Origin of the sequence: Conexibacter stalactiti (assembly GCF_033542075.1) — a bacterium.
Lineage (GTDB): Bacteria > Actinomycetota > Thermoleophilia > Solirubrobacterales > Solirubrobacteraceae > Conexibacter > Conexibacter stalactiti.
On the sequence record NZ_JAWSTH010000025.1, the window covers coordinates 22,478 to 43,558 of the forward strand.

Consider the following 21,081-nt stretch of genomic DNA (forward strand, 5'->3'; position numbering starts at 1 on the left):
CTACGCGTTGCCGCCGACGCTCCGGGGGTTACGACTTGAGAGGCCACTGGTCCTCGATCTCCTTCTTGCGCTCGCTGTACCGCTCGACATTCCGCTGACGCGACCGGGCAACCCCGAGCGCGCCGTCCGGCACGTCCTCCGTGATGACCGACCCCGCCGCCGTCCAGGCGTCGTCGCCGACCGTCACCGGCGCGACGAAAGCCGTGTCGACGCCGCCCTTGACACGCGCACCGATCGTCGTGCGGTGCTTTCTGGCGCCGTCGTAGTTGGCCGTGATCGTGCCGGCTCCGAGGTTGGAGCCAGGTCCGATGTCGGCGTCGCCGATGTACGACAGGTGCGGCACCTTCGTGCCCGCGCCGACGTCGGAGTTCTTGACCTCGACGAAAGTGCCGACCTTCGCCCCCTCGCGCAGCACCGCGCCGGGGCGCAGGTAGGCGAACGGCCCGACGCTGGCGCCGTCCTCGACGGTGCACGAGGTCAGGTAGGAGTGCGGCACCGCGACGCCGTCCCCCAGCACGGCGTCGAGCAGCGTGCTGTGCGGACCGACCTGGCAGCCGCCGCCGACGCGCGTGGCGCCGTGCAGCGACGTGAACGGGGCGATCACCGTGTCGGCGCCGATCTCGACGCCGTCGTCGATCACGGTCGAGCCGGGATCGACGATCGTCACGCCCGCCGCCATGTGCGCGGCGAGGATCCGCCGCTGCGCCTCCGCGCGGACCTTCGCGAGGTCGCCGCGGTCGTTGACGCCGAGCGCGAGCGCCGGGTCGTCGACGAGATGGGCGCGCACGACGCGCCCGCTGCCGCGCAGGATCGGAAGCACGTCCGGCAGGTACAGCTCGCCCTGGGCGTTGTCGGAGCGGACCTCGGCGAGCGCGTCGAGCAGCTCACCGCCGGCGAACGCGTAGACGCCGCCGTTGACCTCGCGGATCTCCAGCTCTGCCGGGGTCGCGTCGCCGGGCTTCTTCGTCTCGACGACGCGTTCGACGGCGCCGTCGGCACCACGCACGACGCGGCCGTAGCCGGACGGGTCCGGCAGCACCATCGTCAGCATCGTCGCCGCGGCGTCGTGCTCGGTGTGCGCGACGGCGAGCTGATGCAGCGACTCGCCCGTGACCAACGGCACGTCGCCGTTGAGCACGATCACCGGCGCGTCGCGGTCGATCTCGGCGGCGGCCGCCTGCACGGCGTCGGCCGTGCCGCGCGCCTCCTGCTGGACCGCCAGCACGACGTCGTCGGGCAGACCGGGCGCGAGCGCGCGATCCGGACCGCCGACGACGACGACCTTCGCCGCACCGGCGGCACGTGCCGCGGCGACGGTCCAGGTGAGCAGTGGTCTTCCGCAGAGCGGATGCAGCAGCTTGGGCGTGGAGGAGCGCATTCGCGTTCCCTGCCCAGCCGCGAGGATGACGACGACCGGAGCGGTCACGCAACGCATCGTAGCCACGTCAGGCGGCGGAGCGCCTCCTGAGCGGCCTCGGCGTGCGGAGGAATAGAATCGGCCGGACCTCGTTGGGGGGTCGTCTAATGGCAAGACTCCGGCCTTTGGAGCCGGCTATCCGGGTTCGAGTCCCGGCCCCCCAGTCGCTGCCGTGCGAGAACCCGCACGGCTTCGCGCCGCGCCCCGTAGGATCGGCAGCTCAGTCGCCGATGCGAGAGGAGGCGTATGAAGGAGTTCTTCTGTGGTGCCGTGGTCCCGGACTGCACAGCCCGGTTCCGCGGCGAGAGCGAGGAGGCGATCCTCGCCCAGGTCGCGCAGCACGCCCACGACGACCACGGCATGGAGCACGTGCCCGACGCCGTGATCAACGAGGTGCGGGCGCAGATCCAAGACGTGGAGTAGCACGGGCGCGCGCCGCGGCAGGGGCCGCGGCGCCGCACGGGCCCCGGTGGCACGCACGCACGCACCGCGCGGCTTGCTCAGGCGGTCGCGACCGGCCTTGCCTCGCGCGCCAGCGCGAGCGCCGCGACGAGCCGCTCGACGCGCACGATCCCGATGTATCTCCCCTGCACGTCGCAGCAGACGACGGGATGGAAGCGCGTCTGCGGCGGGCGCAGCATCGCGCGCCGCGCCAGCTCGGGGATGCGTGCCGCACGTGACACCACGAGCACGTCCTCGACGGGGTCCTCGCCGCGCAGCGCGACACCGCGCTCGAGCATCCCGACCGGGCGCCGGCGCGCGTCGACGAGCGGCAGGTGCAGCAGTGACGGGTCGTCGGCGAAGACCCCCGCGCGCTCCTCGCGGCCGCTGTCGCGCTCCAGCGCCGGCGGACGCTCGATCAGCGCGATGATCCCGCTCGGCGCGGTCGCGGTGGCGCCGCGGTCCCTCACGTAGGCGCTGAGCGCGAAGCCGATCCGCGTCAGCGTCTTGGTGCTGACGCCGATCAGCGGCCCTTGCGCGAGCGGCGCTCGCAGCTGGATCAGCGCGTCGAGCTCCTCCACCTGCGTGACGCCCTGCGCGACGATCCAGGCGTCGAGCTCGCTGGCGAGATGGCCGATCGTGTCGACGATCACGCGCTTGGCGTCGTCGCGGTGGAGCCCGCTGACGAGCGCGGCGTCGAGCTTGACGAACTCCGGCCGCACTATCGCGATCTGGCGCAGCGTCGCGGTGCCGCTGCCGACGTCGTCGACGGCGACCGTCGCGCCGGCCTGCCGCAGCCGCGCGACGGCGTCGGCGAGATCGCCCTCCTGCACCGTGGAGGCCAGCGAGGAGAGCTCGACGACGAGGCGGTCGAGCCGCCCGATCTCCTCCAGCGCACGCTGCACCGGCTCGCGCACGAGCGTCCGCGCATCGATGTTGAACGACAGGAAGCAGTCGTCCGGGAGGCTCTCGCGCGCCGCCAGCACCGAGTCGACGACGAAGACGTCGAGATCGGGCTCCAGCCCGCGTCTGAGCGCCTCCTCGCGCCAGCGGTCGCGGCTCATCGCCTCGGGGAAGCGCGCCATCGCCTCGAAGCCGCAGATCACCCCGCGCGCGAGGTCGGCGACCGGCTCGTAGGCCAGCCGGCAGCGGCCGCGCCGGTCGATCAGGTGAGAGACGGAGAGCTCCGCGCCGGCTTTCCCGTCCGGCAGGCCCCCGCCGCCGCTTGTTCCCGCTTCCACAACAAGCATCCTAGGCCTAGGACGAGCGTCCGAGCGCCGCGAAAACACGACTGCTCGACGTGACACAAAACGGTGGTTGCGGCAAACGCGCGCGCGAACCTCGACACCGCCGATCGGTGGTGTCGAGCGGGCCCCGCGGCGATGTCAGCGCGAGGACAGCGCGGCCGCTCAGCGACCCGAGCGGTCCGGCGACTCGCGCCGCACGCGCCCGCCCTCTGAGCCGCGCTCGGTCGCCGGCCCGCGCGGCGCCGCGATCCCGAGCACGCGCATCGCCTTGAGGCCGAACGAGAGCTTCTCGCGCCCGTCGGTCGAGGCGACGTCCAGGCCGGTGATCTCGCGCACACGCTCGAAGCGGTAGCGGACGGTGTGGCGATGGGTGATCAACCTGGCGGCGGTCGCGTTGACGTTGCCGTCGCAGTCGAGGAAGGTCTCCAGCGTGCCGACGAGGTCGGAGGTCTCGTACTGCTCGTCGTAGGCGACGATCTTCGAGACGGTCTCGTCGTAGAAGCGCCGCAGCTCGGCCGGGTCGCTCATGTGCGGCAGCAGCAGCTGGTAGGTGCCGGTGTCGTCGTAGGCCAGCAGCGCCTCGTCGGGATCGCCTTCGACGACGTTGGCGGCCAGCAGCGCCTCGTTGCCGGCGCGGTGCAGGTCGACCGGGTCGCGCGCGACGCGGCTGCGGCCGACCGCGAAGGCGAAACCGCTGAGGTTGGCCTCCAGCTCGCGCAGCACCGTCGCGCCGACCCGGCGGCCGGCGTCGCCGTCGCCGTCGGCGACCAGCACGACGACCTCGTCGCCGTCGCTCTCGCGCGTCGGCGCCGCGATCGCGCCCGGCGCGATCGAGCGGGCGCCGCGCTCGGCGAGCGCCAGCAGCCGCGAGCGCCAGTCGTCGTCGGTCGGGGTGCGCGGATGGGCGCGCACGACGACGACGCTGCCGCCGCGGTCGAGCGTGATCCCCAGCTCCTTGCCGCGCGCGACGAGGTCGTCGCGGTCGGCGATCTCCCGTGCCAGGACGGCGTGGACGAAGGCGGCGGCGGCCTCCTCGGAGGCGCGCTCGGGCCCGCGCACGCGCTCGACCTCGGAGGCGATCAGCGTCGTCACGAGCCGCTGCATCGCGCTGTGGGCGCCCGCCCCGTCAGCGTCGCGCCCGCGCAGGCGCAGCTGGCCGACGACCGTGTCGGCGACTCGCAGCTCGATCCGCTCGACCCCCTCGGCGTCGCGCAGCAGCGCCCGCTCCTCGGCCGGAGAGCGCGCCGCGACGGCCAGCACGACGCTCGTGCGGTCGATCAGGACGAGGCTCGCGTCGAGCGCGCGCGAGGCCGCGCGGATGATCTCGGGCAGGCCGGCGCCAGCCGCGATCGCGTCGGTGATCGCCTCGAGTGCGTTGAGGTCGGGAGCGGATGTCTCACCGCGAGCCTGCGAGGACATGCACCCAATTGTACGAGCGGGCGAAGGAACGGCGAGCGCGGCTGCCGCGGAGGAGCCCGCGACGCGCCGCCGCGGGCGCTAGAAGAGGCGCGGCCAGTAGTAGATGACCGCGGCGCCGACGAGTGCCCCGACGCCCATCAGCGCGGCCAGCACCCACAGCGAGAGCAGCCCCGCGACGAGCCGTTCCCAGACGCGCTCGTACGCCGAGGCGACGGGCACGGTGACGAGCGCCAGGAAGGCGAACAGGCCGACGATGCCCGCGCCGACCGCGACGAGCTGGACGATCGCGTCATTGCTCATGAGCCGCTCCATTGTCGCGCACGACGCCGACGGCCGCGAAGTCGGGCGCGACCGGACGCGCCGCGACCGCTCCGGGAAAGCGCTCGCGCAGGCGCTCCGCGCCGGTCCGCGCGGCCCGTTCGCCCTGCTCGCCCCAGAAGAGGCCGATCACCGTCGGGCCTGAGCCGCTGACGAAGGCGTGGTCGGCGCCGGCAGCTCGCGCCGCCTCCAGCGCGGGCGCGATCGCCGGGCAGAGCGAGCGCGCGGCCGGTTCCAGGTCGTTGACGAGCAGCTCGGGAAGCAGCCCTTCTCGCAGCCGCTCGCGCAGCTCCAGCAGCTCTTGCGCGGTCCGCCCGATCCCCAGCCGGTCGGCCTCGCGGAAGACCTCCGGCGTCGACAGACGCTCGCGTGAGGGCAGCACCAGCAGCCAATGGGCCGGCGGCGGGAGCACGGGCTCGACGTGCTCGCCAGCGCCGTGGACGAGCACCGGCGCGGGCGCGACCTGGCTCGGCACGTCGGCGCCGAGCCGCGGCGCCAGCTGGGCGATCAGCGGATCGCCTGGGCGCCCGGCGGCGTGCGCGGCGAGCCGCAGCGCGGCCGCGGCGTCGCCCGAGCCGCCGCCCATCCCGGCGGCGACCGGCACGCGCTTGACGATCGTCAGCCGTCGCGGCGGGCCGTCCCAGCCGCTCGCGGCGCGGTAGCGCTCGAGCGCGGTCGCGGCGAGGTTCGGGCCCTCGACGCCGGCGCAGACGACCTCGTCGGCGCCGCCGGCGCAGGCGGCGTCGTCGAGCCCGGGCGCGGCGGCGCTCAGCGCGCCGCCGGGCAGCTCCTCCAGCGTCAGCTCGTCGGCGAGCGACAGCGGCTCGATCAGCGTGACCAGCTCGTGCAGGCCGTCGGCGCGCGTGGGGCCGAGGAAGAGCCCGAGGTTGGTCTTGCCCGGGGCGAGCGCGCGCAGCGTCGGCTCGCTCATGGCGCGGCCTCGGCTGCCCGCACGGCCTCCCACAGCTCGCGCAGCTGCGCCGGCGAGAGCCGCTCGGCGCGCACGTCGATGGGCTGGCCGAGCGCCTCCAGCGCGGCGCGCACGCGCTCGGGCGAGCCGGCGCCGGCGATCCCGACCGACTTCGCGAGCGTCTTGCGGCGGTGGGCGAAGGCCGCCTGCACGAAGCTGCGCAGCGCTCTCGGCGCTGCCGGGCCGGTGCGCGTCAGCCCGACCAGCACCGAGTCGACGTTCGGGACGGGGAAGAAGACGCGCCGCGAGACCGGGCGCACGACGCGCACGTCGGCGGCGAGCTGGGCGATCACCGAAGGGATCCCGTAGGCGGCGGTCGCGGGCTTGGCGGCGAGCCGTTCGCCGACCTCCTTCTGCACCATCGCGACCCAGCGCGTCGCGGTGGGGATCTCCTCCAGCGTGCGCAGGATCGCGCCGGCGGCGATCCCGTACGGCAGGTTCGCGACGACCTTCGTCGGCTGCGGGTCCAGCGCCGTCAGGTCGAGCGCCATCGCGTCTCCCATGTGCAGCGTGGCGCGCTCGCCGAACGGCGCCAGCGCGTCGCGCAGCGGCTCCTCCAGGATGCGGTCGACCTCGACGACGTGGACGTGCGCGGAGCGCTCGGCGAGGTACTCGGAGAGCACGCCGAGGCCGCCGCCGATCTCCAGCACGACGTCCTCGGGCGCCAGCTCGGAGGCGCGCGCGATCACGTCGAGGATGTTCGAGTCGATCAGGAAGTTCTGGCCGAGCTCGCGGTTGGGCCGGATGCCGAACTGCCGCATGCGGCGCAGCGACGGCTGGGTCGGCTCGTTCGGCTCGGTCACCAGGCGAACAGCTCGGACGCGTTCGCCTCGACCTGCGCCTCCAGCTCGGCATACGAGACCCGCCGCTCGACTGCGACGAGCTGCGCCGTCAGCGCGACGTTGGCGGGCACGTTGCGCTCCTTGCGCACCGGCTGCGGGCTGAGGTACGGGGCGTCGGTCTCGACCAGCAGCTTGTCGGCCGGCACCCGCACCGCCGCGGCGCGCAGGTCGGCGTTGGCCGGGTAGGTGACGTTGCCGGCGAACGAGATCCAGTAGCCGCGCTCGACGCAGAGGTCGACCTTGTCGGCCATCGAGAAGCAGTGCAGGATCACGCGCACGCCGTCGGCCTCCTCGGCCAGCAGCGTCAGCGTGTCGTCGTCGGCGGCGCGCGTGTGGATCACGAGCGGCTTGTCGACCTCGCGCGCGAGCGCGATCTGGGCGCGGAAGGCGCGCTCCTGGTCCGCGCGCGGCGCGTTGTCGCGGTAGAAGTCGAGCCCGGTCTCGCCGATCGCGCGGCACTTCGGATGCGCGGCGAGCGCCCGCAGCTCCGCGAGGTCGGCGTCGTCGAAGCCGGTCGCGCTGTTGGGGTGGCGGCCGATCCCGACGTAGACCTGCGGGAAGTCCTCGGCCAGCTGCAGCGCAGCGCGGCAGGAGTCCGACTCGGTCCCGATCGTCAGCAGGCGATGGACGCCGGCCTGCTCGGCCTGCGCGACCAGCTCGGCGGCAGGCGCTCTGCACGAGGTGACGTGGGTGTGGCTGTCGATCATCGCGCCGCCCGCCCCTATCTCTGCGTCTTGGGGAACAGCGGCTCGATCGCGGCGACCGCGGTCCCCCACCCCTGCGCCGAGAACGCGGCGCCGTCGAAGTCGAGCGACGGGCGGTCAAGCGCGGCCAGCAGCTTCGTGACCGTCTCCGGGATGTAGGGATGCAGCAGCACCGTGACGACGCGCAGCCCCTCGGCCAGCGTCGCCAGCGTCTCGTCGAGCAGGGCCGCCTGCTCAGGGTCCTTCGCCAGCTTCCACGGCGCGCGCTCCTCGACGTATCTGTTGAGCCGCCGCACGCGCACCCAGATCTCCTCCAGCGCCTGGCTCGGCTCCGCTCTGTCGAGCAGGCCGGCGACCGTCGCGGCGAGGCCGTCGAACTCCCGCGCCAGCGCGGCGTCGGTCGGGACCGCCGGCACGACGCCGTCGCGGTAGCGCCCGATCATCGCGACCGTGCGGCTGGCGAGGTTGCCGTAGCCGTTGGCCAGCTCGCTCTCGTAGCGCGCCTCGAAGCCGGTCGTCGAGACCGAGCCGTCCTGCCCGAAGGAGACCTCGCGGAAGCAGTAGAAGCGCAGCGCGTCCGTGCCGAATCTGTCGATCACGTCGAACGGGTCGAGCACGTTGCCGAGCGACTTCGACATCTTCTCGCCGTCGAGCAGCAGATAGCCGTGGACCATCTCCGAGCGCGGCAGCTCCAGCCCGGCCGCCATCAGCATCGCCGGCCAGTAGACGGCGTGGAACTTGAGGATGTCCTTGCCGATCAGGTGGACGTTCGGCGGCCAGAAGAGGTCGGTCAGGTCCTCGCCCTCGTCCGCGAACGAGAGCGCCGTGTAGTAGTTCAGCAGCGCGTCGAACCAGACGTAGAAGACGTGCTCGGGATCCCACGTGACCGGCACGCCCCAGGTGAACTTGCCGCGCGAGAGCGAGACGTCGCGCAGGCCCGATCTGATGAACGAGAGCGCCTCGTTGCGCCGCGACTCGGGCTTGACCCAGTCGGGCCGGTCCGCGTACAGCCGCTCCAGCGGCTCCTGGAAGCTGGAGAGCTTGAAGAACCAGTTCTCCTCCTGCTCACGCAGCAGGGGGATGTGGTGGATCGGGCAGGTGTTGCCCTCCGCGATCTCGTTCTCGTTCTTGAAGTCGGCGCAGCGCGGGCAGTACCAGCCCTCGTAGGTGCCGAGGTAGGTGTGGCCGTTGTCGTGGATCCGCTGCATCACCTCCTGCACGCGTCTGACGTGACGCGGATCGGAGGTGCGGATGAAGAAGTCGTTGGTGACGTTCAGCCGCGGCATCATCGCCTCGAAGCGCGCGGCGTTCTTGTCGGCCAGCTCCTTGGGGCTGACGCCGGCTCTCTCGGCCGCGAGCGCTACCGGCTCGCCGTGCTCGTCGGTGCCGGTGAGGAAGAAGACGCGCTCACCGCGCTGGCGCATGTGCCGCGCGAGCACGTCGGCGGCGATCGTCGTGTACGCGTGGCCGAGATGCGGCTGCGCGTTGACGTAGTAGATCGGGGTGGTGACGTAATAGGGCACGCGGCCGACTACAGTAGCGGCCGGCGCGCCGGGATCGCGGCGCGCCGTCCCGCGGTGCGAGGCTGCCTACTGCGCGACCATCTTCTTGGTCGCCTTCTTCTCCTCGCGGACCGCTCTGCGGTACTCGCGGTTGAGCGTCCCGATCACGTCGATCGAGATCTCCTGCGGGCAGGCGAGCGAGCACTCGCCGAAGTTGGTGCAGCCGCCGAAGCCCTCCGCGTCCATCTGGTGGACCATCGAGCGCACGCGCGTCCCGCGCTCCGCCTGACCCTGCGGCAGGACGTTGAGATGGGTCACCTTCGCGCCGGTGAACAGCATCGCCGCGCCGTTGGGGCAGGCGGCGACGCAGGCGCCGCAGCCGATGCAGATCGCGGCGTCCATCGCCGTCTTCTGCGTCTCGGGGCTGACCGGCATCGAGTTCGGCTCCGGCTGCGGGCCGGTCGTCGTCGAGATGAAGCCGCCGGACTCGACGATGCGGTCGAGCGCGCTGCGGTCGGTCACGAGATCTCTCAGGACCGGGAAGGCGTTGTTGCGGAACGGCTCGACTCTGATCGTCTGGCCGTCTCTGAAGTCACGCATGTACGTCTGGCAGGTGGTGACCTGCTGCGGCCCGTGCGGCAGCCCGTCGATCATCAGAGAGCAGGCGCCGCAGATGCCCTCGCGGCAGTCGCTGTCGAACGCGACGGCGTCCCCGCCGCCGGCGATGCGGCTCTCGTTGACCTGGTCGAGCATCTCGAGGAACGACGCCTCGGCGTCGATGTCGGTGACCTCGACCGTCTCGTAGCGGCCCGAGTCGCCCGGATAGTCCTGGCGCCAGATCTGCAATGTGAAGTTCACTTGTAGCTCCGGGTCGCGAGCTTGACGTTGTCGAACGTGAGCTGCTCCTCGTGCGCGACCGGCATCCCGCCCTCGCCGCCGTACTCCCACGCGGTCACGGTCGCGAATCTGTCGTCGTCGCGCAGCGCCTCGCCGTCGCCGGTCTGGTGTTCCTCGCGGAAGTGGCCGCCGGCCGACTCCTCACGCCGAAGCGCGTCCATGCACATGACCTCGGCCAACTCGATGAAGTCGGCGACGCGGCCGGCCAGCTCGAGGCTCTGGTTGAGCTGGTCGGGCCTGCCGTCGACGCGCACGTCGTTCCAGAACTCGTCGCGGATCTCGTGGATCCGCTCGATCGCGTGCGTCAGGCCCTCGGCGTCGCGCGACATGCCGCACTTGTCGAGCATCACGTTGCCGAGCTCGCGGTGGATCACCTGCGGCGCGGTCGTGCCGCCGACGTTCATCAGTCTGTCGATCCGCCCGCGCACCTCGTCGAGCGTCTCGTCGAACGCCGCGTGTCTCTCGTCGACCTTCGTCGACTGTCTGGCGATGTGGTTGGTGACCGTGTGCGGCGCGATGAAGTAGCCGTCGGCGAGGCACTGCATCATCGCGCTGGCGCCGAGGCGGTTGGCGCCGTGGTCGGAGAAGTTCGCCTCACCGATCGCGAAGCAGCCGGGGATCGTCGTCTGCAGCTCGTAGTCGACCCACAGGCCGCCCATCGCGTAGTGCGGCGCCGGGTAGATCATCATCGGCGTCTCGTACGGATCCTCGGCCGTGATGCGGCTGTACATGTCGAAGAGGTTGCCGTACTTGCCCGCGACCGTCGCTCTGCCGACCGACGCGATCGCGTCGCGGAAGTCGAGGTAGACGCCGCGGCCGGTGCCGCCGACGCCGAGGCCCTCGTCGCAGACGATCTTCGCGGCGCGCGAGGCGACGTCGCGCGGGACGAGGTTGCCGAAGGCGGGGTAGCGCTCCTCGAGGAAGTAGTACCGCTCGGCCTCGGGGATCTGCGCCGGCGGACGCGAGTCTCTCGGCTTGCGCGGAACCCAGACGCGGCCGTCGTTGCGCAGCGACTCGCTCATCAGCGTCAGCTTCGACTGGTACTCGCCGCTCTGCGGGATGCAGGTCGGGTGGATCTGCGTGTAACAGGGGTTCGCCATCAGCGCCCCGCGCTTGTGCGCGCGCCAGGCCGCCGTGACGTTCGAGTTCATCGCGTTCGTCGACAGGTAGTAGACGTTCGTGTAGCCGCCGGAGGCGAGCACGACGGCGTCGGCCGCGTGACGCTCCAGCTCGCCGGTGACGAGATTGCGGGCGATGATGCCGCGCGCCGCCCCGTCGACGAGCACGACGTCGAGCATCTCGTGGCGGTTGTAGACCTTCGCGTTGCCGGCGGAGACCTGGTGCTGCAGCGCGCTGTAGGCGCCGAGCAGCAGCTGCTGGCCGGTCTGCCCGCGCGAGTAGAAGGTGCGCTGCACGAGCACGCCGCCGAACGAGCGGGTCGCGAGCGCGCCGCCGTACTCGCGGTTGAACGGCACGCCCTGCGCGACCGCCTGGTCGACGATGTTGGCCGACAGCTGCGCCAGCCGCCAGACGTTCGCCTCACGGGCGCGGAAGTCGCCGCCTCTGATCGTGTCGACGAACAGGCGCCGGACCGAGTCGCCCTCGTTGGCGTAGTCCTTCGCGGCGTTGATGCCGCCCTGCGCGGCGATCGAGTGGGCGCGGCGAGCCGAGTCCTGGAAGCAGAACGACTTGACGCGGAAGCCCTGCGCGGCGAGCGAGGCCGCGGCCGACGCGCCGGCAAGGCCGGTGCCGACGACGATGACGGTGTGCGAGCCGCGGTTGCGCGGGCCGACGAGCGCGTGCGCGTCGAGCCAGGTGTTCCACTTGTCCTCGAGCGGACCGGCGGGGATCTTCGCGTCGAGCGTGATCGTGGAGCTCATCGGATCGCCCCCGTGAGCGCGGCGGTGACGGTGGCAGGCTCGCCGAGCGCGTTGGTCCAGAAGAGGATCGGCACGAGCAGGAAGCCGACGACGATCACGACCGCCAGCGCGCCGGCGGTGCGGCGCAGCGGCTGGTTGCGCTCGGGCGAGTCGAGCCCGAGCGTCTGCACCGCGCTCCAGACGCCGTGCCGCAGGTGGAAGCCGAGCGAGCCGACCGCCAGCACGTAGAGCAGCACGAAGTACCACTTCTGGAAGGCGTTGTAGAGGTTCGCGTAGACGGCGCCCTCCGACAGCGGCGTGACGTCGATCGTCAGCGTCGTGAACTGAAGGATGTGGAAGACGATGAAGGCGAGCAGCAGCGTGCCGGTCACCATCGTCGTCGCGGAGGAGAAGCTGCGACCGATGCGGCGCGAGGCATGGCCGCCGCGAGCGGCGCGGCTGCGCGCTCTCAGCTGCACGACGCCGGTGATGTGGACGATCACCGCGACCAGCAGCAGCACGCGCACGGCCCACAGCACGAAGCCGTGTGGCAGCAGCGGCTCGCCGAAGGTGCGCAGCCAGTGGGCGTACTCGTCGACGCGCGCGTCGCCTCCGCCCGGTCCGTACAGCGAGTTGAGGTTGCCGAGCATGTGGAGGACCACGTAGCCGACGAGCACCGCGCCCGAGACGGCGACGGCGATCTTCTTGCCGATCGACGAGTCCCACAGCTCGCGCAGGCCCGAGCGTCGGGCGCGTGTTCCGTCTGTGACGAGCATTCTCCGAAAAGTGGTCGAGGGGCGCGCTTGCGGGGGGCCTCGCGCCCGGCCCATCGGACCAAGATCGTCCGATGGTCAGACAATAGCGCGTTCGTGGCGCTTGTGACTACTGCTCGGAGGTGAGGGCGCGATAAAGGTCGTTGGCCGACACGCCCGTCAGCTCGGAGACGACGGCAGCCGCCGGACGCGGCTTGGCGCCGGCCTCGACCAGTCTCCTCAGCGCGCCCAAAGCGGGGCCCAGCTCCGGTGCCACGGGGGTCGCGGCGCCGACGACGAGCACGACCTCTCCCCGGGGCGCCTCGGCAGCGTAGCGCTCCGCCAGCTCCGCCGCGCCGCCTCGCACGATCTCCTCGTGCAGCTTCGTCAGCTCGCGGCAGACGGCGACCGGCCGCTGCGGATCGACCTCGGCCAGCACCGCCAGCGACGCTGCGAGGCGGTTCGGCGACTCGAACGCGACCAGCGTCTCGTCGGTCTCGAACGCCGTCCGCAGCTCGCCTCTCTTGCGCGGCAGGAAGCCGACGAAGCGCCAGCGCTCGGCCGGCAGCGCGGAGGCGACGAGCGCGGCGAGCGCGGCGCTCGGGCCGGGCAGCACCTCGACGGCGAGGCCGGCGGCGACGCACGCCTGCACCAGCAGGAAGCCGGGATCGGAGACGAGCGGCATGCCGGCGTCGGAGACGAGCGCGACATTGGCGCCGTTCTGCATCCGTTTGACCAGCTCGGCGGCGCGGTCGCGCTCGTTGTGCTCGTGGTAGGAGAGCAGCTCGCCGCCGACGCCGTAACGGTCGAGCAGCACGCGCGTGCGACGCGTGTCCTCGCAGGCGATCAGATCCGCCTCGCGCAGCGCCGAGAGGACGCGCAGCGTGACGTCCTCGAGGTTGCCGATCGGCGTCGGGCAGACGATCAGACGCCCGGCCACTTAGGAGACCGAGCCCTCTGGCCGGGTCTTCCCCAGCTCGTCGAGCGCGAGCGCGCCGGCGCCGACCATGCCGGCCTCTGGGCCGAAGCTGGCGACGACGATGCGACCGTGATCGCGCATCGTCGGCAGCGCGCGGCGCGCCGCCTCCTCGCGCGCGGGCGCCATCAGCAGCTCGCCGGCGGCGATCACGCCGCCGCCGATCACGACGACGTCGGGGTTGAAGATGTTGAGGTAGTTGGCGATCCCGACGCCGAGGTTGCGGCCGATCAGCGCGAGCGTGTCGATCGCGGCCTGATCGCCGTCGTGCGCCAGCTCGGTCACCAGCGCGCCGTTGACGGTGCGGCCGTCGGCGAGCGCTCTGCCGAGCAGCGAGTCGGACCGCTCGCCGGCGATGCGGGTGCCCTCGCGCGCGAGCGCGGTGCCGGAGGCGAGCACCTCGAGGCAGCCGTGGTTGGGGCAGTTGCCCTGACAGCGCGGGCCGTCGACCTCGATCACCATGTGGCCCAGCTCCGCGCCGGAGCCGATCGCGCCGCGGTAGAGGCGGCCGTTGAGGATCAGACCGCCGCCGATGCCGGTGCCGATCGTCAGCACGACCGCGTCGGTGACGCCGACTGCCGCGCCGGCGCGGAACTCCGCCAGCGCCGCCATGTTGGCGTCGTTGTCGACGTGGACCGGCAGGCCCAGCCGCTCGGCCATCACGTCGCGGAACGGCATGTCTCTGATCGGCAGGTTGACCGCCATCGTCGCGACGCCGGTGCGCTGGTCGATCAGACACGGGATCCCGAAGCCGACGGCGGAGATCTCCGCGTCGGCGGCGGCCCGCACCTCCTCGACCGCGGCGACGATCACCTCGATCAGCTCACCCTGCGGCAACCCATGCACAGATCTGTACACGCGGTTGTGAACATTCAGCTCTCCGTCGAGCACGCCGGCGAGCACCTTGGTGCCGCCGAGGTCGACGCCGATAACGCACTCGGCCGACATCGTCGGCACTATAGACGGGCCCCATGGCAGAGCACGGCGACGATCCCCCCGAGCGCGGCGACCAGCCCTCCTACCGCGTCTACCGCGCCGGCGACGACGACTCCGCACGTCGCGGAGAGCGCCCCGCCGGACGGCCCGCGGCCGGCGACGGCGCCGCCGACCCGCGGCCCGGCGACGAGCCCGCGTACACGCGTTACCGCACGAAGCCGCGCGGCTTGCGCGAGCGGCTGCGCGGCGAGCCGGCCGGTCTCGGCGAGCCCGACGCGGGCGGCTACGACGGCGGCGGAGGCGACGGCGGCGGGCGGCGGCTGCGCCTGCCCGGTCGCGGTGGCCGCGGTCGACGGCCGCGCCGGGCGATCACCGTCGGGCGCGTCATCAAGTGGCTGGCGCTGGCGGTCGGCGCGTGGCTGGCGCTGTCGCTCGTGCTGTTCCTCGTCAGCGCGCAGATCCAGAAGGGCAAGGTCTCGGACGAGGCGAAGGCGGCGCTGACCGACGCCGGCTACCCGCTCACCTCGGCCAACAACGTGCTGATCCTCGGCTCCGACCAGCGGCCGGAGGGGACGAAGGAGCCCGGTGCCTCGACCAGCGGCCCGAGCCGCTCCGACACGATCCTGCTGTGGCGCGTCGGCGGCGGCACGTCGGCGCGCCTGTCGATCCCGCGCGACACGGTCGTCGACATCCCCGGCCACGGCCGCCAGAAGATCAACGCCGCTTACGCCTTCGGCGGCGCGGCGCTGTCGATCGACACGATCGAGCAGTACCTCGGGATCCCGATCAACCACCTGATCGAGGTCGACTTCGAGAACTTCCCGAAGCTGATCGACGCGCTCGGCGGGATCGACGTCAAGACCGGCCGCGTCTGCTCGGAGATCAGCGGCGGCATCTCCAACGGCGGCTGGACGCTCAACCTCAGAAGAGGGGTCAACCACCTCAACGGCGAGGACGCGCTGACGCTCGCGCGCACGCGCAGAAACTCCTGCAACCCCTCCGAGGACGACCTCACCCGCGCCAGACGCCAGCAGGACATCTTGAGCGGGATCAAGGACAAGGTCACCTCCCCCGGCACCTTCTTCCGGCTGCCGTGGGTCTCGTGGGCGGCGCCGAAGGCGATGCGGACCGACATGGGCGGCCCGACGCTGCTCGGCTTCTTCGGCGCCGCGGCGATCGGCGGCACGCCGCCGGTCGAGGTGCTGAGACCGTCCAGCTTCGAGACGCTGCCCGACGGCGGCTCCGGCCTCGTCGTCGACGACGCCGAGAAGCAGCGCGCCGTGCAGTCGTTCATGGACGGCTAGGAGGCTCCCGCCTCCGGCCGGTCGAGGATCCGCAGCCAGCTGCCGTCGGGCTGGCGCTGCGCCACCTGCGCGCGGCCGCCGCTGCCGTCGGAGGGGCGGGTCGCCGTCAGCGCCAGGTCGCCGTGGATCAGCGTCGGCAGCGGCTCCTCCAGCGGGAACGGCAGCGGCGCGTGGGCCAGCATCTGCTCCAGCACGGCCTGGATCGCCTCGCGGCCGACGGTCGCGGCGCCGGGCGGGAAGCCCATCACGGCGTCGGGCGCGTAGAGCGCCGCGAGCCCCTCCGCGTCGCGGGCGTTGGCGCGCTGGACGAAGAGGCGGGCAAGGTCTTCCGGCGTCTGGGCGAGTTCGCGTGTCGTGGTCATGCCCGCAAGCGTCCCCTCGCGTGACCAGAAGCACAAGATCTATGATTGCTGCTCGCCAGAAGCATCACGTATGGAACTGCGCCAGCTCGAATACTTCGTCGCCGTCGCCGAGACGGCCAGCTTCACGCAGGCGGCCGCCGCGCTGCACGTTGCGCAGCCGGGCGTCAGCGCGCAGGTGCGCAGACTGGAGGCGGAGCTGGGCCACGAGCTGTTCGACCGCTCCGGCCGCCGTGTGCGGCTGACCGCCGTCGGCGAGGCGGTCCTGCCGCGGGCGCGAGCGGCGCTGGAGGCGGTCGCGGGCGTGCGCGAGGCCGTCGACGAGCTGGCCGGCCTGCTGCGCGGCAGCGTCGCGGTCGGGATCGTCCCGGGCGGCCCGGCCGGCTTCGTCAGCGACCTGCTCGGCCGCTTCAACCGCGCCCACCCGGCGGTCGATGTGACGCTGACCGAGGGCAACTCCGACACGCTGCTGGCGCGCCTGCTCGACGGCCAGATCGACCTCGCCGTCGCCGCGCTCGCCGGCCCGCCGCCGGCCGGCGCCGAGGTCGCGACGCTGCTGGAGGAGCCGCTGGTCGCCGCGGTCGCGCCCGGCCACCCGCTCGTCGGCCGCGGCGCGATCGCGCTGGTCGAGCTGGCCGGCCTGCCGCTGATCAGCCTGCCGCGCGGCAGCGGGCTGCGCAGCGCGTTCGACGCCGGCTGCGCCGCCGCCGGCATGACGCCGCGGATCGCCTTCGAGGCGAGCGACCCGGCCGTGCTCGTGCAACTGGCCCGGCGCGGGCTCGGCATCGCGATCCTGCCGCGCGTCGTCGCGGTCGCGCCCGGCAGCGAACTGCACGCGATCGCAATCGGCACGCCGAGGCTGCACGCGCGGATGGAGCTGGCGTGGCGCGCGCACGGACCGGCGAGCCCGGCGGCACGGGCGCTGATCGAACTGGCGCGCGCGGCGGCACCCGCCGCGGGCGCGGCAAGCGCAGGCGCGCCCGCGCCCGGCGCCGCTCAGACGACGCGGAAGCGCCAGGCGGCGACCGACTCGCCGGCGACCGACCACGACACGGCGTAGCGGCCGCGCTGGAATCTCAGCGGCGTGATCGCCGGCCCGCCGGCGTCGCCGCTGACGGTCGTGAAGCAGGTCCGCACCGTCGCGCGGCCGATCCGTCTGACGCAGGTGCGGTAGGTCGTGCCGTCCTCGTCGCGGTCGACGAAGACGAGGTCGGCGAGCGCCCGTCCGTCGGCACCCGCGGCGAGTTTGTGCGTCGGCGCGCGCAGCGTGTCGGTGACCTGCCCGAGGTAGCGCGACGAGTCGTCCGCCATGCCGGCGGCCGGGAGCGCGAGCAGGAGCGCGGCCGCCGCCGCGAGCGCGCCGCTACCTCGCGGTGCTCTTGGCGGCCTTGTCGCCGCCGCTCGTCGATCCGCTGCCCGACTTGCCGTCGGACGACGACGAAGACGAAGCGGTCGTCGAGCTGCTGTCGGTCGACTTCGTGTCGCTGCTCTTGGCGCCATCACCGTTGCTCTTGCTGGTGCCCTCGCCCGCGCTCTTCAACTCGCGGGCGCGCTTCTTCGTACCGTAGTCGGTGTTGTAGAAGCCCGAGCCCTTGAAGTGCACGGCGGGCGCATGCAGGACGCGCTGAACGGGAGCGCCGCAGACCTCGCAGGTCGTGAGCGGATCGTCGCTCATGCGCTGGATCGCGTCGAAGTTGTGCCCGTTCTCGCAGCGGTACTCGTAGATCGGCATCGTCGGAAGAGTATGGCATGTCCGTTGGCACTCTCACCGCGAGAGTGCCAAGGAACGATGTCCGTGCGCCGACCCCGCCGACCCGGCTAGCATCCGCCACCTGATGGCGAACGACATCGTGACCATGGACAAGATCGTCGCGCTCTGCAAGCGGCGCGGCTTCATCTTCCCCTCCTCCGAGATCTACGGCGGAGTCGGATCGACGTACGACTACGGGCACTACGGCGTGCTGCTGAAGACGAACGTCAAGAACGAGTGGTGGCGCTCGATGCTGCAGGAGCGCGACGACGTCGTCGCGATCGACTCGGCGATCATCCAGAGCCCGCGCGTGTGGGAGGCCAGCGGCCATCTCGCCGGCTTCAGCGACCCGCTCGTGCAGTGCCTCGGCGAGTGCAAGAGACGGTGGCGCCTCGACCACCTCCAGGAGGCCGCCGTCGAGAACGGCGAGGACCCGGCGCTCGTCAGATGCCCGACCTGCGGCGGCGAGCTGAGCGAGCCGCGCGCCTTCAACCTGATGTTCGAGACGACCGTCGGGCCCGTCAGAGACGAGGGCGCGACCGTCTACCTGCGGCCTGAGACGGCGCAGGGCATCTTCATCAACTTCAAGAACGTGCTCCAGTTCGCGCGCAGAAAGCCGCCGTTCGGGATCGCGCAGGTCGGCAAGTCGTTCCGCAACGAGATCACGCCCGGCAACTTCATCTTCCGCACGCGCGAGTTCGAGCAGATGGAGATGGAGTTCTTCACGCCGCCGGACGAGGCGCCGAAGTGGTTCGCCCACTGGCTCTCCGCTCGCGAGCGCTGGTACACCGACCTCGGCATCCGGCCCGACCATCTGCGCCTGCGCGCCCACGACCAGGACGAGCTGTCGCACTATGCGTCCGGCACGAGCGACGTCGAGTACCTCTTCCCGATCGGCTGGTCGGAGCTGGAGGGCATAGCCAACCGCGGCGAGTTCGACCTCAACGCGCACAGAACGGCGTCGGGCGAGAAGCTCGAGTACATGGACCCCGGCACCGGCGAGCGCTACACGCCGCACGTGATCGAGCCGGCCGCCGGCGCCGACCGCGCGACGCTCGCCTTCCTCGTCGACTCCTATGACGAGGAGGAGGTCGAAGGCGACGTGCGCACCGTCCTGCGCCTGCACCCGAAGCTCGCGCCGGTCAAGGTCGCGGTGATGCCGCTGCTGAAGAAGGCCGGCCACCCCGAGGTCGCCAGAGAGATCTTCGACGACCTGCGCCAGCGGATGCAGGCCGAGTACGACGAGGGCGGCTCGATCGGCAAGCGCTACCGCCGCCAGGACGAGATCGGCACGCCGTGGGGCGTGACGGTCGACCACCAGACGCTCGAAGACCGCACCGTCACGCTGCGCGACCGCGACTCGCTGGAGCAGGTGCGGATCGCGATCGACGAGCTGGCGCCCGAGCTCGAGCGCCGCCTGAAGGCGCCCTGGCAGTCTCCCAAACTGTCCGCCTAGCCAGTCCGGTCGGGCGTCGGTACGGTTGCACCATCCGGTGCAACCGAGGAGGTGCCAGATGGCCGTCGTCAGCGCGACCGAGCAGATCAGCTACACGGACCTCTACGCCCGCTGGGAACGCGGCAACTGGAGCGCGACCGAGATCGACTTCAGCGCGGACCGCGAGCAGTGGCAGGAGCGCTTCGACCCGTTCGAGCGCAGAGCGGCGCTGTGGAACTACTCGCTCTTCTTCCACGGCGAGGACGCCGTCGCCGACAACCTCTCGCCGTACATCGACGCCGCGCCGCTGGAGGAGCAGAAGTACTTCCTCGCCACGCAGCAGGTCGACGAAGCGCGCCACGCCGTCTTCTTCAAGCGCTTCATGCACGAGGTCGCAGACGTAGGCGACGGCACGATGGCCGGCGGGCTGGCGGCGATCGCGCCGCAGCTGACGTGGGGCTTCCGCAGAGTCTTCGACCGCCTCGACACGATGGCCGACGAGCTGCGCCGGGACAGATCGAAGCCGAAGCTGGCGGCCGCCATCGCGCTCTACCACCTGATCGTCGAGGCGACGCTGGCGCAGTCGGGCCAGCACTTCATCACCGGCTACCTGGAGCGGCGCGAGACGCTGCCCGGCTTCTACGGCGGCATGCGCAACGTCGAGTTCGACGAGCAGCGCCACATCGGCTTCGGCGTCAAGCTGCTCTACGACCTCCAGCGCGAGGACCCGGAGTGCAAGGAGGCCGTCGCCGAGCTGCTGCGCGAGGTGCTCCCGTGGGCGCTCGCCGTCTTCGTCCCGCCGGGCTGGGACGAGCGCTACGCGACCGCGTTCGGCTTCGAGCTGCTCGACATCTACGAGCTGGGGATCGCCTCGCTCGACAGCAAGCTGCGCGCGGCCGGGATGCCGCTGGACGAGATGCGGCTGCCGTTGCCGCGCGGACAGCGCCCGCGTGAGCGCGCCGAGTACGGCGTCGCGCTGCTGAGAGCCGGCTACCTCGGCGAGAAGACCGGCCCGCCCGCGCGCGACCGCGCGACGCTGAGACTGCTGTTCGACGGCGTCGAGGGGCTCGTCGACCACCGCTACGCGCCGCGCCGGCCGGTGACGCTCGGATGGGAGTTCACCGACGCCGAGCCGTGGCACCTGCGGATCGACAACGGTCACACGCGCGCGATGCCCGGCGCGGTCGCCGGCGGCGCCGACCTGACCTTCCACTGCAGCGTCGAGGACTGGGTCGACGTGGCGGCGGGGCGGATCGACCCGCGGATGGCGCTGGTGCGGCGACGGCTGCGCCCGAGCGGTTCGCTGCGGCTGCTGGCGCGGATGCCGAGGTTGCTGGGCTAGCGAACGCGAGCCTGCGCGCGCAGGAGGACGCGGCCGTCGGCGCCGGGCTCGGCGCTGACCCGCTCGACGTCGATGCGCGGGTCGGCGAACAGCGTGTAGGAGGTGAGCAGCCCGAGCAGCCCCTCCGGGCGCGCGACGACGCGACCGTCGACCACCTCGACGCGCAGCCGCACCGGCGCGCCCGCGATGCGGGCATCGACGACGACCGCGCCGTCCGCCCGCGGCACCAGCTCGCCCTCGACGCCCGCCGGCAGCGCCGCCGCGAGCTGGCCGGGATCGAGCACCGCGCTGCCGTGCAGCACCCCGTCGCGCTTCTCCACGAGCACGTCGCGCAGCTCCAGCCCGGCCGCCGCGCGAACCCGCTCGATGCGCACGTCGAGCTGCTGCACGCCGGCCGTCTGCGCGATGTCGTCGGCGACGTCGTTGGCCTGCGCGTCGTAGCTGCGCACGCGCGCGCTGACGCGGTCGGCGTGGCGCCACAGCAGCTCGACCGCGGGCAGCGCGTCGACCTCGACCTGTTCCACCTCGTCGTTCCCGAGCCTGTCCCTCACGACGTCCTCCGCGACGCGCGGCAGCGCGAACTGGCCGACCAGCAGCAACGCCAGCAGCAC

22 protein-coding genes and 1 tRNA gene are annotated in these 21,081 nt (G+C 72.2%); 6 read left to right on the top strand and 17 right to left on the bottom strand.

Annotated elements, in window-relative coordinates; all coding sequences use genetic code 11:
- Positions 1–28 precede the first annotated feature (28 nt).
- Positions 29–1,435, bottom strand: a complete 1,407-nt coding sequence (glmU, locus tag R7226_RS11515) for a bifunctional UDP-N-acetylglucosamine diphosphorylase/glucosamine-1-phosphate N-acetyltransferase GlmU (protein ID WP_412103079.1) — start codon at positions 1,433–1,435, stop codon at positions 29–31.
- A 75-nt stretch (positions 1,436–1,510) separates the two neighbouring features.
- On the opposite strand from glmU, the gene R7226_RS11520 reads away from it, so the two are divergent.
- Positions 1,511–1,581, top strand: a tRNA-Gln gene (locus R7226_RS11520).
- Positions 1,582–1,663: 82 nt separating this feature from the next.
- Positions 1,664–1,840: a DUF1059 domain-containing protein gene (locus R7226_RS11525; protein ID WP_318597303.1), complete on the top strand. Its 177-nt coding sequence runs from the start codon at positions 1,664–1,666 to the stop codon at positions 1,838–1,840.
- Between the two features lie 77 nt (positions 1,841–1,917).
- On the opposite strand, the gene R7226_RS11530 is transcribed toward R7226_RS11525, so the two are convergent.
- From R7226_RS11530 to R7226_RS11585, 12 genes are all read right to left on the bottom strand, one after another.
- Positions 1,918–3,099, bottom strand: coding sequence for an EAL domain-containing protein (locus R7226_RS11530; RefSeq protein ID WP_318597304.1), 1,182 nt, complete (start codon positions 3,097–3,099; stop codon positions 1,918–1,920).
- A gap of 168 nt (positions 3,100–3,267) precedes the next feature.
- Entirely contained in the window at positions 3,268–4,524 is a 1,257-nt protein-coding gene (locus R7226_RS11535; protein ID WP_318597305.1) for a PucR family transcriptional regulator, read from the bottom strand.
- A 78-nt stretch (positions 4,525–4,602) separates the two neighbouring features.
- Positions 4,603–4,824 carry a hypothetical protein gene (locus tag R7226_RS11540; protein WP_318597306.1) on the bottom strand — a complete coding sequence of 74 codons (222 nt, stop codon included), beginning with the start codon at positions 4,822–4,824 and terminating at the stop codon, positions 4,603–4,605.
- Positions 4,814–5,773, bottom strand: coding sequence for a 4-(cytidine 5'-diphospho)-2-C-methyl-D-erythritol kinase (locus tag R7226_RS11545; protein WP_318597307.1), 960 nt, complete (start codon positions 5,771–5,773; stop codon positions 4,814–4,816). The genes R7226_RS11540 and R7226_RS11545 overlap by 11 nt, the downstream gene beginning before the upstream one ends.
- Positions 5,770–6,615 (bottom strand): 16S rRNA (adenine(1518)-N(6)/adenine(1519)-N(6))-dimethyltransferase RsmA, encoded by an 846-nt coding sequence (gene rsmA, locus R7226_RS11550; protein WP_318597308.1) that lies wholly within the window; start codon positions 6,613–6,615, stop codon positions 5,770–5,772. The genes R7226_RS11545 and rsmA overlap by 4 nt, the downstream gene beginning before the upstream one ends.
- On the bottom strand, positions 6,612–7,361 hold the full coding sequence (locus R7226_RS11555; protein ID WP_318597309.1) for a TatD family hydrolase: 750 nt from the start codon (positions 7,359–7,361) through the stop codon (positions 6,612–6,614). The genes rsmA and R7226_RS11555 overlap by 4 nt, the downstream gene beginning before the upstream one ends.
- 14 nt (positions 7,362–7,375) lie before the next feature.
- Positions 7,376–8,881: a methionine--tRNA ligase gene (gene metG / locus R7226_RS11560; protein ID WP_318597310.1), complete on the bottom strand. Its 1,506-nt coding sequence runs from the start codon at positions 8,879–8,881 to the stop codon at positions 7,376–7,378.
- A gap of 66 nt (positions 8,882–8,947) precedes the next feature.
- Positions 8,948–9,718 (bottom strand): succinate dehydrogenase/fumarate reductase iron-sulfur subunit, encoded by a 771-nt coding sequence (locus tag R7226_RS11565; RefSeq protein WP_318597311.1) that lies wholly within the window; start codon positions 9,716–9,718, stop codon positions 8,948–8,950.
- Positions 9,715–11,637, bottom strand: coding sequence for a fumarate reductase/succinate dehydrogenase flavoprotein subunit (locus R7226_RS11570; RefSeq protein WP_318597312.1), 1,923 nt, complete (start codon positions 11,635–11,637; stop codon positions 9,715–9,717). The genes R7226_RS11565 and R7226_RS11570 overlap by 4 nt, the downstream gene beginning before the upstream one ends.
- Positions 11,634–12,392: a succinate dehydrogenase cytochrome b subunit gene (locus tag R7226_RS11575; protein WP_318597313.1), complete on the bottom strand. Its 759-nt coding sequence runs from the start codon at positions 12,390–12,392 to the stop codon at positions 11,634–11,636. Before R7226_RS11575 ends, R7226_RS11570 begins: the two co-directional genes overlap by 4 nt.
- A 106-nt stretch (positions 12,393–12,498) precedes the next feature.
- Complete coding sequence (gene rsmI, locus R7226_RS11580; protein ID WP_318597314.1) at positions 12,499–13,308, bottom strand: 16S rRNA (cytidine(1402)-2'-O)-methyltransferase; 810 nt, start codon at positions 13,306–13,308, stop codon at positions 12,499–12,501.
- Positions 13,309–14,292, bottom strand: a complete 984-nt coding sequence (locus R7226_RS11585; protein ID WP_318597315.1) for an ROK family protein — start codon at positions 14,290–14,292, stop codon at positions 13,309–13,311. It lies immediately after the preceding gene.
- A gap of 23 nt (positions 14,293–14,315) precedes the next feature.
- On the opposite strand from R7226_RS11585, the gene R7226_RS11590 reads away from it, so the two are divergent.
- Positions 14,316–15,584 (top strand): LCP family protein, encoded by a 1,269-nt coding sequence (locus R7226_RS11590; protein WP_318597316.1) that lies wholly within the window; start codon positions 14,316–14,318, stop codon positions 15,582–15,584.
- Here R7226_RS11590 and R7226_RS11595 read toward each other — a convergent pair.
- On the bottom strand, positions 15,581–15,946 hold the full coding sequence (locus tag R7226_RS11595) for a YybH family protein (RefSeq protein ID WP_318597317.1): 366 nt from the start codon (positions 15,944–15,946) through the stop codon (positions 15,581–15,583). The two genes, R7226_RS11590 and R7226_RS11595, sit on opposite strands and share 4 nt — an antisense overlap.
- Positions 15,947–16,016: 70 nt before the next feature.
- On the opposite strand from R7226_RS11595, the gene R7226_RS11600 reads away from it, so the two are divergent.
- Positions 16,017–17,003: a LysR family transcriptional regulator gene (locus R7226_RS11600; protein WP_318597318.1), complete on the top strand. Its 987-nt coding sequence runs from the start codon at positions 16,017–16,019 to the stop codon at positions 17,001–17,003.
- Here the strand turns inward: R7226_RS11600 and R7226_RS11605 are convergent.
- Positions 16,940–17,254, bottom strand: coding sequence for a hypothetical protein (locus R7226_RS11605; protein WP_318597319.1), 315 nt, complete (start codon positions 17,252–17,254; stop codon positions 16,940–16,942). The two genes, R7226_RS11600 and R7226_RS11605, sit on opposite strands and share 64 nt — an antisense overlap.
- Before the next feature lie 52 nt (positions 17,255–17,306).
- Positions 17,307–17,675: an FmdB family zinc ribbon protein gene (locus tag R7226_RS11610; RefSeq protein WP_318597320.1), complete on the bottom strand. Its 369-nt coding sequence runs from the start codon at positions 17,673–17,675 to the stop codon at positions 17,307–17,309.
- Positions 17,676–17,778: 103 nt separating this feature from the next.
- Here R7226_RS11610 and R7226_RS11615 point away from each other — a divergent pair, with 103 nt between their 5' ends.
- Positions 17,779–19,149 (top strand): glycine--tRNA ligase, encoded by a 1,371-nt coding sequence (locus R7226_RS11615; RefSeq protein WP_318597321.1) that lies wholly within the window; start codon positions 17,779–17,781, stop codon positions 19,147–19,149.
- A 58-nt stretch (positions 19,150–19,207) separates the two neighbouring features.
- Positions 19,208–20,470: a ribonucleotide-diphosphate reductase subunit beta gene (locus R7226_RS11620; RefSeq protein ID WP_318597322.1), complete on the top strand. Its 1,263-nt coding sequence runs from the start codon at positions 19,208–19,210 to the stop codon at positions 20,468–20,470.
- Here the strand turns inward: R7226_RS11620 and R7226_RS11625 are convergent.
- Positions 20,467–21,081 carry a hypothetical protein gene (locus R7226_RS11625; RefSeq protein ID WP_318597323.1) on the bottom strand — a complete coding sequence of 205 codons (615 nt, stop codon included), beginning with the start codon at positions 21,079–21,081 and terminating at the stop codon, positions 20,467–20,469. The genes R7226_RS11620 and R7226_RS11625 overlap by 4 nt on opposite strands.

Excerpts from the sequence above, each read along its gene's own strand:
- R7226_RS11615 (WP_318597321.1), top strand. The coding sequence starts at position 17,779 with ATGGCGAACGACATCGTGACCATGGACAAGATCGTCGCGCTCTGCAAG.
- R7226_RS11570 (WP_318597312.1), bottom strand. The coding sequence starts at position 11,637 with ATGAGCTCCACGATCACGCTCGACGCGAAGATCCCCGCCGGTCCGCTC.
- R7226_RS11585 (WP_318597315.1), bottom strand. The coding sequence starts at position 14,292 with ATGTCGGCCGAGTGCGTTATCGGCGTCGACCTCGGCGGCACCAAGGTG.
- glmU (WP_412103079.1), bottom strand. The coding sequence starts at position 1,435 with ATGCGTTGCGTGACCGCTCCGGTCGTCGTCATCCTCGCGGCTGGGCAG.
- R7226_RS11545 (WP_318597307.1), bottom strand. The coding sequence starts at position 5,773 with ATGAGCGAGCCGACGCTGCGCGCGCTCGCCCCGGGCAAGACCAACCTC.
- R7226_RS11590 (WP_318597316.1), top strand. The coding sequence starts at position 14,316 with ATGGCAGAGCACGGCGACGATCCCCCCGAGCGCGGCGACCAGCCCTCC.
- R7226_RS11620 (WP_318597322.1), top strand. The coding sequence starts at position 19,208 with ATGGCCGTCGTCAGCGCGACCGAGCAGATCAGCTACACGGACCTCTAC.
- R7226_RS11600 (WP_318597318.1), top strand. The coding sequence starts at position 16,017 with ATGGAACTGCGCCAGCTCGAATACTTCGTCGCCGTCGCCGAGACGGCC.
- R7226_RS11575 (WP_318597313.1), bottom strand. The coding sequence starts at position 12,392 with ATGCTCGTCACAGACGGAACACGCGCCCGACGCTCGGGCCTGCGCGAG.
- R7226_RS11605 (WP_318597319.1), bottom strand. The coding sequence starts at position 17,254 with ATGGCGGACGACTCGTCGCGCTACCTCGGGCAGGTCACCGACACGCTG.
- R7226_RS11610 (WP_318597320.1), bottom strand. The coding sequence starts at position 17,675 with ATGCCGATCTACGAGTACCGCTGCGAGAACGGGCACAACTTCGACGCG.
- R7226_RS11540 (WP_318597306.1), bottom strand. The coding sequence starts at position 4,824 with ATGAGCAATGACGCGATCGTCCAGCTCGTCGCGGTCGGCGCGGGCATC.
- R7226_RS11595 (WP_318597317.1), bottom strand. The coding sequence starts at position 15,946 with ATGACCACGACACGCGAACTCGCCCAGACGCCGGAAGACCTTGCCCGC.
- R7226_RS11535 (WP_318597305.1), bottom strand. The coding sequence starts at position 4,524 with ATGTCCTCGCAGGCTCGCGGTGAGACATCCGCTCCCGACCTCAACGCA.
- R7226_RS11525 (WP_318597303.1), top strand. The coding sequence starts at position 1,664 with ATGAAGGAGTTCTTCTGTGGTGCCGTGGTCCCGGACTGCACAGCCCGG.
- R7226_RS11555 (WP_318597309.1), bottom strand. The coding sequence starts at position 7,361 with ATGATCGACAGCCACACCCACGTCACCTCGTGCAGAGCGCCTGCCGCC.